This is a genomic window from Streptomyces sp. NPDC023527, from assembly GCF_055560115.1.
In genome coordinates, this window is sequence record NZ_JBVHJJ010000002.1 from 662,780 (window position 1) to 676,826 (window position 14,047).

Annotated in this window: 15 protein-coding genes and 1 pseudogene; 7 read left to right on the forward strand and 9 right to left on the reverse strand. The window is 65.9% G+C overall.

The window, feature by feature from the left end:
* Positions 1-33: 33 nt before the first annotated feature.
* Positions 34-1,590 carry a phage tail family protein gene (locus ACZ303_RS06555; RefSeq protein WP_467335645.1) on the forward strand — a complete coding sequence of 519 codons (1,557 nt, stop codon included), beginning with the start codon at positions 34-36 and terminating at the stop codon, positions 1,588-1,590.
* On the forward strand, positions 1,485-2,780 hold the full coding sequence (locus tag ACZ303_RS06560) for a siphovirus ReqiPepy6 Gp37-like family protein (RefSeq protein WP_467335647.1): 1,296 nt from the start codon (positions 1,485-1,487) through the stop codon (positions 2,778-2,780). Before ACZ303_RS06555 ends, ACZ303_RS06560 begins: the two co-directional genes overlap by 106 nt.
* Positions 2,781-3,879: 1,099 nt before the next feature.
* On the opposite strand, the gene ACZ303_RS06565 is transcribed toward ACZ303_RS06560, so the two are convergent.
* A complete protein-coding gene (locus tag ACZ303_RS06565; protein ID WP_467335649.1) occupies positions 3,880-5,100 on the reverse strand; it encodes a hypothetical protein in 1,221 nt (406 codons plus the stop codon).
* A gap of 531 nt (positions 5,101-5,631) precedes the next feature.
* On the opposite strand from ACZ303_RS06565, the gene ACZ303_RS06570 reads away from it, so the two are divergent.
* Complete coding sequence (locus ACZ303_RS06570) at positions 5,632-6,186, forward strand: hypothetical protein (RefSeq protein WP_467335651.1); 555 nt, start codon at positions 5,632-5,634, stop codon at positions 6,184-6,186.
* Here the strand turns inward: ACZ303_RS06570 and ACZ303_RS06575 are convergent.
* From ACZ303_RS06575 to ACZ303_RS06600, 6 genes are all read right to left on the reverse strand, one after another.
* A complete protein-coding gene (locus ACZ303_RS06575) occupies positions 6,159-6,578 on the reverse strand; it encodes an NUDIX domain-containing protein (protein ID WP_467335653.1) in 420 nt (139 codons plus the stop codon). The two genes, ACZ303_RS06570 and ACZ303_RS06575, sit on opposite strands and share 28 nt — an antisense overlap.
* A 101-nt stretch (positions 6,579-6,679) precedes the next feature.
* Positions 6,680-6,997, reverse strand: a complete 318-nt coding sequence (locus tag ACZ303_RS06580) for a hypothetical protein (protein ID WP_467335655.1) — start codon at positions 6,995-6,997, stop codon at positions 6,680-6,682.
* 19 nt (positions 6,998-7,016) lie between these two features.
* The gene (locus tag ACZ303_RS06585) at positions 7,017-8,351 is read right to left on the reverse strand and encodes a UDP-glucose dehydrogenase family protein (protein ID WP_467335657.1); all 1,335 of its coding nucleotides are present in this window, start codon (positions 8,349-8,351) and stop codon (positions 7,017-7,019) included.
* A 105-nt stretch (positions 8,352-8,456) separates the two neighbouring features.
* Positions 8,457-9,689, reverse strand: coding sequence for an SIR2 family protein (locus tag ACZ303_RS06590; RefSeq protein ID WP_467335830.1), 1,233 nt, complete (start codon positions 9,687-9,689; stop codon positions 8,457-8,459).
* Positions 9,690-9,794: 105 nt separating this feature from the next.
* Positions 9,795-10,007 (reverse strand): hypothetical protein, encoded by a 213-nt coding sequence (locus ACZ303_RS06595; protein WP_467335659.1) that lies wholly within the window; start codon positions 10,005-10,007, stop codon positions 9,795-9,797.
* Positions 10,004-10,435 (reverse strand): DUF6415 family natural product biosynthesis protein, encoded by a 432-nt coding sequence (locus tag ACZ303_RS06600; RefSeq protein ID WP_467335661.1) that lies wholly within the window; start codon positions 10,433-10,435, stop codon positions 10,004-10,006. The genes ACZ303_RS06595 and ACZ303_RS06600 overlap by 4 nt, the downstream gene beginning before the upstream one ends.
* Positions 10,436-10,671: 236 nt before the next feature.
* Between ACZ303_RS06600 and ACZ303_RS06605 the strand changes: the two genes are divergently transcribed.
* A complete protein-coding gene (locus ACZ303_RS06605; RefSeq protein WP_467335663.1) occupies positions 10,672-11,862 on the forward strand; it encodes an XRE family transcriptional regulator in 1,191 nt (396 codons plus the stop codon).
* A gap of 12 nt (positions 11,863-11,874) precedes the next feature.
* Positions 11,875-12,408, forward strand: coding sequence for a GNAT family N-acetyltransferase (locus ACZ303_RS06610; RefSeq protein ID WP_467335665.1), 534 nt, complete (start codon positions 11,875-11,877; stop codon positions 12,406-12,408).
* Between the two features lie 52 nt (positions 12,409-12,460).
* On the opposite strand, the gene ACZ303_RS06615 is transcribed toward ACZ303_RS06610, so the two are convergent.
* Positions 12,461-12,703 (reverse strand): GntR family transcriptional regulator, encoded by a 243-nt coding sequence (locus tag ACZ303_RS06615; protein ID WP_467335832.1) that lies wholly within the window; start codon positions 12,701-12,703, stop codon positions 12,461-12,463.
* Between the two features lie 128 nt (positions 12,704-12,831).
* Between ACZ303_RS06615 and ACZ303_RS06620 the strand changes: the two are divergent.
* A pseudogene (locus tag ACZ303_RS06620) lies at positions 12,832-12,927 on the forward strand (beta-ketoacyl-ACP reductase); the annotation flags it as partial.
* Between the two features lie 355 nt (positions 12,928-13,282).
* Complete coding sequence (locus ACZ303_RS06625; protein WP_467335667.1) at positions 13,283-13,573, forward strand: hypothetical protein; 291 nt, start codon at positions 13,283-13,285, stop codon at positions 13,571-13,573.
* On the opposite strand, the gene ACZ303_RS06630 is transcribed toward ACZ303_RS06625, so the two are convergent.
* Positions 13,570-13,719 carry a hypothetical protein gene (locus ACZ303_RS06630; RefSeq protein ID WP_467335669.1) on the reverse strand — a complete coding sequence of 50 codons (150 nt, stop codon included), beginning with the start codon at positions 13,717-13,719 and terminating at the stop codon, positions 13,570-13,572. The genes ACZ303_RS06625 and ACZ303_RS06630 overlap by 4 nt on opposite strands.
* Between the last annotated feature and the right edge of the window lie 328 nt (positions 13,720-14,047).

Consider the following 14,047-nt stretch of genomic DNA (forward strand, 5'->3'; position numbering starts at 1 on the left):
GCCAACCATCCGTGACAGAAAGGGGGTCGGCGCGTGCGCTTACTGGCCACGTTGAAACCCCCGTCGGCCGTCGTCTCGGCCGGCATCCTGCCGGAGCCGGAGTACGCGGCCCCCGACACCCCGCCCCGCGTCACCCTCACCGCCGACGGCCGGGACTTCCTGCTTACCGCAGACCTGTCTCACAAGGGGGCGTGCATCGCGATCCTCCCCGGGCCCACCAGCCTGGACGCAACCGCCGGTGCAAGCCACGGTCACGGAGTACGCGGGATGGACGGGGGCCGCCTGGCCAAAGTCCATGCCGCCCCACGCCGGATCACGCTGCCGCTGCTGCTGTGGGCGCCGCCCCGCCCGGAGCTGCTGGCCATGAAGCGTTCCTTCGTGGCCGCGCTCGTCGCCGGACGCGGGCCGTGCACGCTGCGAGTGGCGGAGGCCGACGGCACCGCCCGCAGCATCCGCGTGCACTACACCGGCGGCATGGAAGGCGACGAGGGAACCGACGCCGCCGGCCTCGCCTACATCCGCTACGGGCTCCAGCTCACCGCACCGGACCCCTACCTCTACGGCCACGAACGCACCGAGACCTTCCGGGTCCATGGGGCACCCGCGTTCCTCTCCCACCCCGCCGGGTCCTGGACGGCGCTGCTGTCCGACACCATGAACAACCTCTCCGCCTGGACGACGGCCGGGACGGTGCTCAACGACCGCCGGGTCACCGACGGCCAGTACACCCGCCTTACGGCCGGGCGGACGGAGGCGCCGACCGCGGTTCCTTACGACGGGGCCAGCCTGTACCGCCTGACGGCCCGGGTGCGCCGCAGCGGCAAGGCACCCGCCGACGTCCCCACGTCGGCCTCCGTCGGCCTAGCAGGTGGGAGGCCCGGCGGGGCGCCCGTTCCTGACGGAGCCCGCTTCATCACCGCCGCGCGGTTTCCGCTTACGGACGCCGACGGGTGGGTGGAGGTCACCGGCTACGTCCGGGGCTGGGACCGCGCCGGCGCCCCCGCGGCCGGAGACGAGGCCCACCCGGTGGAGGCTGTCCCGGGGACCATGCCCGACGGCACGGTAACCGTGCGGCCGGTGATCCAGGCCGACGCCACCCCGCTGGACGTCGACCACCTCACACTCTCCCGCCTCGACCCCACGACCACCGGCGAACCGCACACCGCCCCTTTCTTCCCCCTGCGGATCGCGCCGAGCGTGATCGGTGACGAGGGCCTGCCGGTCCAGGTCACCTCAGACGTGGACGCATGGCCGGTCTGGCGGATCACCGGGCCGCTGGGCCAGCAGGACGCCGGGCAACCCGTCGTCCCCCTCCGCCTGGCCAACCGCACCACCGGCCAGCAGCTCACGTTGTCCTACGGCATCCCCGCCGGCCGGACGGTCGTGATTGACACCCGCCCCGGCATCAAGGCCGCCTACCTGGAGAACCCCGACGGCACCCGAGGAGAAAACCTCTGGCCCCACCTTGTCGGCCCGGCCTCCCTGTGGCAGCTCGTCCCCGGGGAGAACGTCATCTCCCTTACCGTCACCGGCGCGTCGGAAGAGTCCGCGGTCACCCTGACCTATCAGCCACGACACCTTGGAGCCTGACCCTGCGGCGCTACCGCGTCGACGTCCGCGACGCGGCCCTCCGCCGTGTCGGACAGATCGACTCCTACACCTCCCTGGACGTGATCGTCCGCCACCTCGACGTCGGCTCCTGGACCCTCGTCCTCCCCGCCGACCACCCCCACGCCCACCTCTTCGCCACCGGCGGCCACGGGGTGATGATCTGGTCCGACGACGCCACCGAACCTCTACTGACCGGGCCCCTCACCAGCATCCGTGACAACTGGTCGGCCAACGGCGGGACACTGACCTTCTCCGGCGTCTGCGACAACGCCGCACTCGCCGCCCGCCTTGCCTTCCCCGACCCCACCCGCGCCCCCGACACTGGCAGCGGCCGCTACGGCGTCGACCATTGGTCGTCCGCGGGCCCGGCCGGCGACATCATCACCCGCCTCGTTGCCGCCAACGCCGGGCCAACTGCGTTGCCGGACCGGCGCGTCCTGGGCCTGGACCCTGGCCCGACCACCGGCCTCGGCACCCCCACGAAGGTCTCTCTGCGCTTCGACACCCTTCTGTCCGCGACACAGACCCTCGCCGCCACGGCCGGCCTGTCTGTGCGGATCACTCAGCCCGACCCCACCACGCCCCGCCTCGCCCTCCAGACCGGCACCACCCGCGACCTGCGCAGCATGATCCGCTTCTCACCCGAGCTGGGGAACCTGTCCTCCTACTCGTACCAGCTCACCGCGCCCCGCACGACGCGCGCCGTCGTCGCCGCTCAAGGGCAGGGCAAGGATCGGTTCCTCTGGCAGTGGTCCACCCCCGACGCCGAAGCCGAGTGGGCCCGAGTGGGGGAGACGTTCGTGGACCAGCGCGACACCGCCATTCCGGCGCGCCTGGACGACACCGACGAGCAGTTCAGGTCCCTGCGCACCTCGGCCACCAACGCCCTCCAGCAGGGCGGAGCACAAGCCGAACTGTCCCTTGCGCCGATCGACACCGAGCAGTGCCAGTACGGCCGTGACTACCGCACAGGCGACACGGTCACCGTCACCACCACCGCTGGCACTGACCTCGTCCACCCCGTCCGCGAAGTGCACCTGACAGACACCGCGGACGCCAGCTCCGTACAGGCCACCGTCGGCACCGAGGCCGCCACCCAAACCCCGGCCCTCTACACCCAGGTGCGGCGACTGTGGCAAGCCGTCCACCAGCTCAACACCCGCTACTGAATAATTCCAATAGGCTTTAGGATCCATTCGCCGGGTTCAAGGTTCTCACTCCGTCTGTCCATGAAATCGTTGGCAATCCCTTGGATGGTGTCGCGCTCCAAGTGCCGTGCTCAGGGATTCTAACTTTGCCTGAACGCTGCCCATCCTCCCAATACAGCTCTGCATACCAGTTACGCCGCATCTTCCCGGGGTCCACCTCAATGTGCAAAAAAGCTGGATCAGATCGTGACGCCTTGTACGGGAACTTCAAGTCATCCGATCGGACGCCCTCATAGCCATTCGGAATTTCGGACCAGTAAGGGGGAGCTTTGCCGAAGTCGACTCGGCCGAGATGATAGGTGACTCCATCCCCACACCCTCCCGAGGGTGCAACGATTGTTCCATCGACCCGGGGTCCGCTATTTTGAACGTGAAAGACAATGTTCTTGATAATTACTGCACGCTCATCTTCCGACGTTGCCACCACGGAGAGCCAGGCAGGGCCAGCTGGCACCGCGCCGAACGCTTCCGGATCTTCGTCCCACGCCTTTCCATTCCTACGTGGACCTGCACCTGGAGGCGTATTCATCAATTGATCTGAAGGTTTATATGGGTAGACGTGGCTGACTTTCTGCCCCTCCCCGCAACCTCCACCGAGGCCTGGTTCCACGTATGCGTTGAGAGTTGGCCCACCTTCTTCTTTCGTGAAGATGGGAATCTTTACTACCCGCCCTGCAATCTCGGCCCTTCCGGAGCTGAAAAGGCCGACAGTCCAAGCCGTGAGTAGCCCCGCAGCAATAGTTCCAATAATCACGCCGACTCGCGTGGTGGCGCGCTTATGCCAGGGCTTCCTGTCAGCGTTGCGTGGACCTTCAGTCATTTGACACTCCAGGACCGTAGCCCGGTATAACTGATTAATAGTGGACAGTCGTGGTGCCTAGCCTTGACTATTCGCCCCCGCGGGGCCAGTTAGACGCACCCAAATGGGTTGCCACAAGGCGTGGATCGACAACTACTTGTATGGGACAATACGCCTCTGCGGACGCGGTCACCTGCACCGGAGCGAGCTCTACCTACCGTTACGAGATCCTAGCGATCTTTTGCTAGCCCGAACACGCCATCAATCGCGAGGAGGGTTCAATAGGCCCGCGAAAGGTATCGCCGCCTTCGCCAGGTAGACGCTTATGTCGTATCTGATTCTTTCCCGCCCTGCCGTTAGTCGGTTCCTCATCACGCCCCCTTGCTTGAGATTAAAGGGGGAAATCTCAACGAACGTACTCGGATTCTGCGGGTCCGCCATCCAGACTGCATTTATATATCGAGGTTGACGCGTCACATTAATCAAGTTGTTGTTGTGGCGTATTCTTGCGTGATATATGACATACGTCGACCCTTTGCAATCCTTGGGAGGACAATAGGCGTCCTCATCTTCCCTGTTCCAGGAAAATCGGGGAATTGAGAATTCGTCCACATCGATTCTCCCGCGATCCTTTCTCATGACCCAAAGGATCAGCTTAGCCTCTATGGCGTCATATTTGGCATCCTTAGGTATCTCGACGACTTTTTCTTCGGCGAACTCTTCTCCAGGATCAAGCCAGGTGCCAGGTTCAGAGAAAAGTCCGGCGCTCAGTGTCTTGCGGTCAGGGGAGCCAACATGTCGCTGCACATCCTCCTCGTTAGACATCGCCTTACGCTGATCCATCAACTCTTTACTCTGCGCAGAGTATCTACCGGAGCGCCCCCTGACCCAATACTCGTCAATTGCAATGTATGCCGCGACTGCCCCAGTGTTCTTCACCTCAAATTTCACCGGTAGATGGATGATTGGGCGTTCCCGGTCCGTCCGCGCCGTTCCGAATGCGGCCTTCGCGGTAACAAACGATGGCGCCGTCGTAGGCTGATACATCGAAGAGTAGGCCAGGTTGCCTACCCCTAGGATTGCCGTAGCGATAACTCCTGCTGCAAACTTCTTAGGGTGAGGGATTCCTTGCCAGGCTTTTTCTCGCCAGAGCTTCCACAGCGCCCACGCAGACCATAGCCAGAGTGGAAGATACAGCAGTAGATAGGGTGTATATTCTATGGCCTCAAGCCATAGAAAGAGCAGTAGGGTATCGATCGCCAGCGCAATGATGACCCCGAGTAGGATCGCCGCGCCAGAGAACGACAGTTGTCGCCTGCTGAAATAGTCAAAGGCGGCAAGCGCTGCCACTCCCTCGATGGCGCCTGAGAGTACAAACGAGAAGCCGGTAATTCTACCTGCAAAAGTCGAAGATCCGAATGCGTCAGGGATGCCGACCTTGATGAACAGGACCATCGATCCCAATAGGCCGACCACCATCACCACTAGAAGCGTGCGTCTTCTCCATGTCCGATCGGGCCATGCGTCCGCGCCACCCCCGCGCCAAGAGATAACGTCCTGTTCTTCTATGTTCTCGACTTCTATACTGGTCGCCCGATTTAGTATTTTTCGCAGCCCTTGCAAAGACCAGACACTTCCTATCACTTGGCTGTCGATCCGGACCTGTCGCAGTCCTCGGTGATCTGGAGGATCTACAACGATCTGCGGTCTTCTATCCATGCATTCAAGGGTTCACCCAGAGCTGAGAACATGCACGCCAGGTTGCTCCATCCGGCAACCAGCTTCCTAATTTAGCCATGACCGTTCGACTCCGCAGGCCGGTTCGACACACCCACATGGGTTATCGCAAGGCATGGATCGATAACTACTTGTGCCGGGTAGTACGCCTCTGCGGACGCGGGCACCTGCACCGGAGTGAGCTCTACCCGCCATGAAAGGAATTTTTTGGCCGGGTACTACTTCCCCTTCGATAGCGGCGCCGGCACGACTGTCACGAGCGAGCAGTGGTCACAGATGACGTCCATGTGGCAGACCGACGGCGTCCGCGCCCCCCGCACCAGCGACCCCGCCGACCCCCTCGCCACCACGGCCACCAGCCAGGACATGACCGTCAACATCGCCCCCGGTCACGCAACGGCCCAGGGCTTCCACTACTACTCCGACGCCGAACGCCACGTGATGATCGCCGCCAACACCGGCACTCAGCCGCGCGTTGACCGGATCACCATCCGCCTGACCCGCACTGGGCAGCGCATCTCCGTCGCCTACCTCCAGGGCACCCCGGCAGCCCAGCCCCAGCCCCCCGCGCTCCGCCAGGGGCAGGACGGCGTCTTCGACGTGCCCCTGTACCGGGTGGCCGTGGCCCCGCAGGCCGGCGCCATCGCACCCCGGGACATCGTGGACGAGCGGGTGTATGCCCTGACGCAGAGCGTGTATGCCAATGCTGCTGCCCGCGCGGCGTCACCAGAACGGGCCGCTCCCGGGAACTCGCCTTCCTCCAGGCCGAAGACCGCGGGGGCGTCTTTGCGTACCTCGGTCTCCTATCGCATAGGCGTCCCTGCGTGCTGAGTGATGACGGAGGCTGCCCAAGGGCACATGACCAGCCGTGGAATCGTGGCGGCGGGGAACCAGGACAGCATCACCCCTTCGGTGAGCGGCAGCGCTTGTGCGTCACCATCCCAGTGCCCCAGGAACACCATGGCTTGGCCGTCGCCGTCCGGGCCGTGTGTCGGCACCACGGCGAACCGCCGAAGGTCCGGCAGGACCAGCCCGACCTCTTCCTTCAGCTCACGGGCGATGGCGTCTTCTGGTGTCTCGTGCTCGCTGTCCCTGTTGCCGCCGAGCAGTGACCAGGTGCCGGGGTCGCAAATGCCTTCGATGTTGTCGCGCAGGTGCAGCAGGTATTCGCCCTGCCCGTTGACGATCAGGGCCGCGGTGCCCCTCGGTTCCTGCCTGGTCATCGTGCCTCGCTCTGCTCGTTGCTGCGGTTTGCCGAGCAGAGTCCTACCCCTGGCAGGCTGAAGCCCCACCCGACACGCGGGTGGGGCTTCAGCCGATGAGATCAGTCGCGTGCCCGCCCCGTGCGCTCGAAGAAGATGCGGTCGAACTCAGCCTGGGGATTGTCGGTGAGCCGCGTCATCGCGATCATCGCGGCGATGATCGCCCCTGTCAGCTCATGCAGCACGCCAGCCACGGTGTGCTCGTCGCCGCAGGTGGCGGTACCGCGTAGGCCGTGCATGGCGTGCGCAGCCTCGCCGGCCTCCTCGGCGACCTTGAGAACCTGGAGCGTCTGAAGTTCACTTTCGGGCAGTCCCGAAGCATGGTCGAGCATCCGGTCGTTGAGGGTCGCGACGGTTGCCCATGCCGTGGTGCTGTCCATGACTCCTCCGGTTGATCGGTTACCTGTCGGGTGTCCCGGCGGGCCGTCCGAGCTGCCAGACTTGCCAGCCCGCCAGCCGCCACTGTTCGGCGTCCAAGGTGTTGCGCACGTCGACCACCACGGCGGCTCCGTCAACCAGCGATCGAAGCCGGGCAGGGTCGGCATTGCGGTAGTGCGGCCACTCTGTGGCCAGGACGACGACGCGGGTGCCGCTGAGGGAATCCTCGAGGGCTTCGGCGTAGTCGAGTTCCGGGTGTCGCACGAGTGCGGCGGGGATGGCGTGCGGGTCGTGCACGGTCACCGCAGCGCCCTTTCGGTGCAGGAGCTGCGAGAGTGCGAGCGCCGGCGACTCGCGTACGTCGTTCGTGCCCGGCTTGAATGCGGCTCCCCAGACGGTCACGGGGACGCCGCGCACGGTGTCGCCGAGCGCCTTTTCGACGAGCCGCAGCGCGATCTCCGGCCGGGTCTCGTTGATCCGCTCGGCGGCTCGCAGGAGCCCCGCGGCGTCGATGGCCCCGAGCTGGGCGGCGGACGCGGTAAATGCCCGGACGTCCTTCGGCAGGCATCCACCGCCATAGCCGAGACCCGGGTGCATGCCCGCTGCTCCGATCCGGATGTCTTGGCCGATGGCGGCAGCGAGAGTGTTGACGTCCGCCCCGGCAGCGGTGCACATGTCCGCCACGGCATTGATGAACGACAGCTTCAGCCCGAGGTACGCGTTAGCAGCGCCCTTGATCAGTTCCGCGGTCGCCCAGTCGGTGACGATGAGAGGGACGCCGGCGTCCAGGAGAGGGCCGTACACCTCGCGGACGACCTTCTCGGCCGGCGCTCCCGGGACGCCGACGACGATGCGATCAGGACGAAGCGTGTCCTCGATCGCGTGGCCTTCCCGCAGGAACTCGGGGTTCCATACGACCTGGATCGCGTCCCCGGCGGGGGAAAGGCGGGCCGCCAGCGCGGCGAGGTGAGCACTGGTGCCCACGGTGACGGTCGACTTCCCGATGATCACCGATGGGCGGGTCAGGTGCGGAGCAAGCGCGCGAGCGGCACCGAAGACCTGGCCCGTGTCGTAGCTGCGGCCGTCCGCGTCGATGGGAGTCCCCACCGCGAGGAAGTGCACGTCGGCGGCCTCGGCAGCCTCGGCGATGCTGGTCGTGAACCGCAGACGGCCGGATGCCGTGTGCTTGGCCAGGAGCGCGGGCAAGCCGTCCTCGTAGATAGGGGCCACGCCTGCGTTCAGCTGGTCGACCTTCGCCTGATCGACGTCCACGCCGATGACCTCGTGGCCGATCTCAGCCATGCCCACCGCGTGCGGGATCCCAAGGTGGCCGCAGCCGATGACGGATACGCGCATGTTCCGCTCTTCCTTCTTTTCAGGGGAGCGCCGACCAGACGGCCGAGCCAGTGCAGGGCGACGCTAGCGCGATGCGTCGGCTCGGCCGTCATTACGCAGGTGGCGCTAACTGACTTTGTTTTTCATGAGGTTGACGAGGCCCGGCATCGCCTCGCCGGCGGTGGTGCGGCACAGGAAATCGTCATCCTGTGCGCCCTCGATCGGGTACGGGACGAACTCGTCGCCCGTGTCGAACCCCTCCGGGTCGACGTAGAAGACCTTCATGCCGCGTTGCCGGGCCCGAGCCTGGACCTGGCGCCGGTCGGCGTGATTGCCGACCACCAGCAGGGCTCGCGCTTCGTCGCTGAACGGCACGGGCGGGATTCGCTGGTCGTACCGGCGCACGAAGTGCTCTTCGAGCCCGGCACGGGCGGCCAAGACGTCGAAGTTGTTCGTAATGACGGGTCCGACCATGGCGCCCATGTCGTGGAGTTCCTTGAGCGCCCGGAGGGCAGGTGTCGGGGTGGCCAGGAAGCACGCCCGGAACATCTCCACGAACTCCGTGGTCTTCTCCTCGGGCGCGGCCAGCACCTCCCGCAGCAGTGGGTCACATTGGGGATTCATGGTGAAGGCGTGGCCCTGGCCGAAGGCACTGTCGGACCGATCGGTCACGCGGTACACCTCGTGCAGCCGGTGCAGAGGCGGGATGCCCGCCTCCACACTGGTGCCGCATCCGATCTCGACGTGGAACGGTAAGAAGTCGGCGAGCGTCGCGAGATCCTCGATCTCGTTCGGTTTGCCGCGGTCGTCCTTCACGCGCAGGCCACCGGCTAGAACCTCCCAGGGGCGCTGACGCAGGTACGGGGGCGGCTGATAGGCCGTGGAGGTGACCGTCACGTCCAACGACCGGTAGCCCGCCGGCAGCGAGCGCCGGGCCCTGGCGTCCTCCGGGTGGGTGGTGGCGGTCGTGACCCTGCACCGCAGGTCGCCGCGCGCCCACAGCGGCCCCCCGTTCCGGACCCATCCGCCGTCGGCCAGGTGCGCCCGTACCGACTTCTCGTGCGCGTCGATCTCGTCGCCCGGCGCCGCCACGTGGTGGTAGAGGTACAGGTCCTTCAGTCCGATTGCCGGCGCTGCCTGGGTGGCCATGAGCCCGTACCGGTAGCGGTAGTGGACGATGCGACGGCGCGCGTCCTGGGGCCCTGTCCAGCCTGACTCCTGGGCGTTCACCTCCTCCTGCGTGCGCCGCCATATCCCTTCCTCCACGTACCGGGGACGGTCGGCGTCGCCGAAGTAGCGCTTCCACTGCTGGATCTGTTCGTCATCGAGCTGGTCAACGACGATAAACGGCATATCCATGATGGATCTCCTATGCCGGTTGACGGGGTGTGCCACGTCATGGTCGACGGGCGTTGCGTGGAGCACGAGGAAGGTTCAGCACGCGCCCCACGTGACCGCAGTGCGTTAATCCGTCGTGGCCGACGCCTCCACGTCGGGGGCGGTTGCCGACGACAGCGGAGGCAAGGAGGTGTGGTGTGTCTGCTGCTGGTACACCATCCAGCCGAGTCCGCCGAACGTGATCGTTTGACCGATGCCGTACACCCAGACGGCAATGGTGCCGACCGGGTCGATGAAGCGCCGCTGGCGGCTCGGTCGGCGCGCTGCATGCTCGCTCACCGTGCACCCCCGTTTCCATCGGAGGTCACACCCAGGAGAATTCGGCAGTAGCGCGCCATTTCGGTGCACCAGACGTAGGCCGCTTCGGTCTCTGTACGCGGGTCCGGGCACGGCTCCTTTTCGAGCCTGTAGCGCACGTGCCTGAGCCCGTGCCCCAGCAAACCCGGCCCCATCGAGGCGGGCCGACGACGTCGAGCCTCCGCTTCCGCCATGGGCAGCAGCAACTGCACGTGGCCGGTCAGCAGGGCGGCGGCATCGGCGACGGCGTCCCGATCGATAGCGGTGCTGATGGGGGCCAGAGCAAGGACGCCGACGATCGTCTCCTGTATCACCTCGACGGCGACCGGGGCGTCCTTCGGCCCATTCAGGCTGTCAATAGGGATGACCTGATACAGCGTGGTGGTGGAACTGGTCTTGGTAGACGGCACGTCGCTACTCCGCGGTGAGATCGAAGATGGAGCGCGGTTGCTTACGCCCAACTGCGGCTGCGCTTGCGCTACATGGAAGTGAACGACTCGGCGAGTTCGTTGGGGAGGAAAAGCGGGCGCCGCGCTACTCAGCGAGGACCGGAAATTTTGAAGGTGCCTTTACCTGCCTGCTGGGACGTGTGTCCCAGTGCCGCTACGGTGCCCACGTGGGCGCGAACCTCTTACTCCGAGCGCGGATGGACGAGCACGGCTTCAAACAGCGGGAGCTGGCCGAAGCTCTGAACGATGCTCTGGTCCAGATCACGGGGAAGCGAGGCACCCTCTCGGACCGGCACATCCGCAACCTGCTGACCGGAAAGACCCGGCGTCCCCAGACCCGGCAACTCCTCGCCCTGGAGGCAGTATTCGGATGTACGGCCGTCGACCTCGGGTTCGAAAGTCCCGCGGCGGCACGCACCCCCGATCAGCCGGAGGACCCAGTGCTACGCCGGAGATTCCTCGCCGCCACCGGCGGCACCGCCCTAACCGCCACCACGCGCAAGCCCGCATCGAACCGCCGTACTGTCGGTGCCAGCGATGCGGAGCGGCTGCGCGCAGCTGTCCACCGCCTCGACTTCGACGACAAGGTCATAGGCGGAACCCAAAGCCTGGGATCGTCGGCTCTGACCTTCGCACGTCACGCCGTCGACCTGATCAACAACGGGAACACCTCCGAGCGCGTCAGGGGCATGCTGTACTCCGTCGCCGCAGATGCGACCGCTACCGCCGCATGGCTCGCGATCGACAGCCAACGCCCAGAAGTGGCTGCTGCACATCTCGACCGGGCTATGACGTTGGCTGGCCTGGCGGACGATGCCCAGGTTCAATACCGGCTCTGGAATCTGCACAACATGCTCGCCGCCCACCAGGACCACCGAGGTGACGCCTTAGCAGCCGCCCAGGCCATGAGGTCGGCCGTAATGACCCGCCGCGACCGCTTGTACGCCTCCCTTGCCCATGCTCGAACCGGCATCTCCCACGCAGTCCTGGGCGAGGCAACGGCAGCAAAACGGAGCTTCGACTGGGCCCACGAAGCCTTGGACCGGGTCGATGAAGACGCCCGTCCGGAGTGGATCTCTTTCTACGGCCTGGGGGAACTTGACGGCCTGCGATGCGTTGCGGCGCTCTCCCTGGCACGTCCTGCCGAGGCCGAGTTCTACGCCCACCAGGCCCTCGCCCACCTACCCGAGGCGCTGACTCGAAATCGTGCCCTGTACGCCATTGAACTGGCGTTTGCCCAGCTGCGGCAGGGCGACGCCGAAGAGGCGGCACACACGGCCGGCACAGCAAGGGACCTGCTCGGCACGTCTGCGGCCTCGGCCCGCTTTCACTCCATGATCGGCGACTTCCGCCGTGAACTCCTTGCCACCGGATACACCGACCAGTAGAGGAGAGGCGCCATGCCGTTGGAGCTGCGCCACTACCGGCCCGACGACATCGACACGATCAGGACGCTCCTGCTCGACATCCATGACGAGGCATACGCTGACAGCCCCAGTGAGTTCAATACTCGTGTGCGCTTCGCACAGTTCGTGGACTACTGGTCCTCCCTGCCCGGCTGGGCATGCACCATCGGCTACGACGGCGACACGGCAGTGGGGTACGCCTACGGTGCCCCGCTGGCGAAGGACACCGTCTGGTGGTCGAAGGTCACCCCGGCCCTGGACGGGACGTTCACGCGCGAGGACGGGACGAGGACGTTCGCCCTTTCGGAGATCATGGTTCTGACCAGCCGCCGCAAGACGGGTGCCGCAGAGGTCATCCACAGGGGTCTGCTGGCTGACCGTCCCGAGGAACGCGTCACGCTCCTCGTCGACTCCGCCCACCCCCGGGTGCGTGCTCTGTACGAACGGTGGGGGTACAAGCACCTCGGGCAGATGCACCCATTCGCAGACGCACCTGTCTTCGACTCTATGATCCGGTCACTTCCCTGACCGAGACCGGCGGGGTGCGCGGCCATAGCCGCGCGCCCCATCATGCCGCCTGTCAGGCGGGGCCGTGCTCGCTCTCACCCGCGACGTAGGTTCCCCGCTGCGGGACGACGAACAGAACGCCCTCCTCCACCAGAGCGGCGATCGCCCGGCGGATCGTAGGACGTGAGAGTTCGTACTCTTCGGTCAACCGGGCCTCCGACGGGATCGGCCGTCGGGGCTTCCAGTCTCCGCGCTGGATGCGCGCCTTGAGGATGCCCGCGAGCTGCTGAAACGGCGGCTCGGGCGCGTCTCGAATGGCGCTGACCTCGCCAGATACATCCGGTTCCTGGGGAGAATCTGGGGAGAACTGGGGAGCGGATGGGGAGTGCGGGCCCGCAAAGGGCCACTACCTGTGAAACGCCAGGAAACGACGTTTCCGCAGGTAAGATTGCGCATGGTGTGCGCTTCCTCGCCTCTGACGATGCGGCGTACGTCATGGGGGCCGCGCTGCCTGTCGACGGCGGCGCCGGTAGGGGCCACGTCCCCGCACCAGCTTCGGCCGGCTGCGGGGTGCTGTTGTTGCTGACAGCTACTCATGGGGCGTCATGCGGCCTTCCACGGCAAGTGCGCCTCGACTCGGGCCCCCTTCCGATCCGACTATCGCTTCGCCCTGCGCTGGCCGGAACGACGTCAGCGCGGTTCGGTCACGCGATCCGTCGAATGCGCCATAGCCCACCCCTCGCCCGCCCATGGCGTCATCCGCTGAGATCAGTGGGCGCCCTCGCGGCCGGAGCTGCCGGCGCTGCGACGCCGGAACGGGGCGTGTCCGCTGCACTTGCGGTGGTCGAAAGGGGGCCCAGACTGAAGGGGAGGTTCGAGTGGAGGTGACCTTCTCATGGCCAGGATCAGGCGGGAGACCGAGAACGAGTCGGTCCAGGAGATCGAGGTCTTCGAAGTCGACTTGAGCGACGCGGAAAAGGCATCGTTTCAGTCGGCGCCCGAGCAGTTCGCCAAGGACTTCCTCGAAGGTGAAGGGTTCACGGTCAATCACGTCGTGATCGAGAGGCGTCTGCACGGCGACGACGGCAACGATCCCGGTCTCTGTGACAGGCCGTTGAAGCTGATCCACGCCAAGGGAGGGAGGCTGATCTCCACCTGGATCTGGGTGTGCCCGCACCCCATCTAGGGAGTGAGCACCTCGTCCCGCTCGGACTCCATCAGCGGGAGCTTCCCCGGGGCCACGCGAGCCAGGGCCTGTCTGAGGGCGGAGATGGTTCTGTCCGGGCGATCGATGATCGGTTCGTCACCGTGTTCCATCGGGTGCGCGCTCATGTGGGCTCCCTTGCGCGAGCGATACCGTGACCGGCGCCCACTGTTGTGGCTCCACAGTAGCCACATGCGACGGACGGTGTGCTCGGTCTGGACGGGCCCCGCGGAGCCCCGTCCTTGCCGGGGTGGGTGCCGGGCATCCCCCGGCAAGGAACCCGAACCGCCCGCTACCGGACGCGGTTTCGCCATTTGGCTATGGCTGTGACGGCTCCTGAGATCGCCATGCCGACGGCGAGGGTGACCCCGCCCGAGGCCAGTCCGAGGGAACTCACCACCGATATGCCGCACGCGATGCCCGTCGCTCCGGCGCCGGCTATCGCGCCGATGTCCT

Bases quoted from the DNA above. Each gene is read 5' to 3' on its own strand.
- ACZ303_RS06570 (WP_467335651.1), top strand. From the start codon at position 5,632: ATGACGTCCATGTGGCAGACCGACGGCGTCCGCGCCCCCCGCACCAGC.
- ACZ303_RS06575 (WP_467335653.1), bottom strand. From the start codon at position 6,578: ATGACCAGGCAGGAACCGAGGGGCACCGCGGCCCTGATCGTCAACGGG.
- ACZ303_RS06580 (WP_467335655.1), bottom strand. From the start codon at position 6,997: ATGGACAGCACCACGGCATGGGCAACCGTCGCGACCCTCAACGACCGG.
- ACZ303_RS06585 (WP_467335657.1), bottom strand. From the start codon at position 8,351: ATGCGCGTATCCGTCATCGGCTGCGGCCACCTTGGGATCCCGCACGCG.
- ACZ303_RS06590 (WP_467335830.1), bottom strand. From the start codon at position 9,689: ATGGATATGCCGTTTATCGTCGTTGACCAGCTCGATGACGAACAGATC.
- ACZ303_RS06605 (WP_467335663.1), top strand. From the start codon at position 10,672: ATGGACGAGCACGGCTTCAAACAGCGGGAGCTGGCCGAAGCTCTGAAC.
- ACZ303_RS06610 (WP_467335665.1), top strand. From the start codon at position 11,875: ATGCCGTTGGAGCTGCGCCACTACCGGCCCGACGACATCGACACGATC.
- ACZ303_RS06625 (WP_467335667.1), top strand. From the start codon at position 13,283: ATGGCCAGGATCAGGCGGGAGACCGAGAACGAGTCGGTCCAGGAGATC.
- ACZ303_RS06630 (WP_467335669.1), bottom strand. From the start codon at position 13,719: ATGAGCGCGCACCCGATGGAACACGGTGACGAACCGATCATCGATCGC.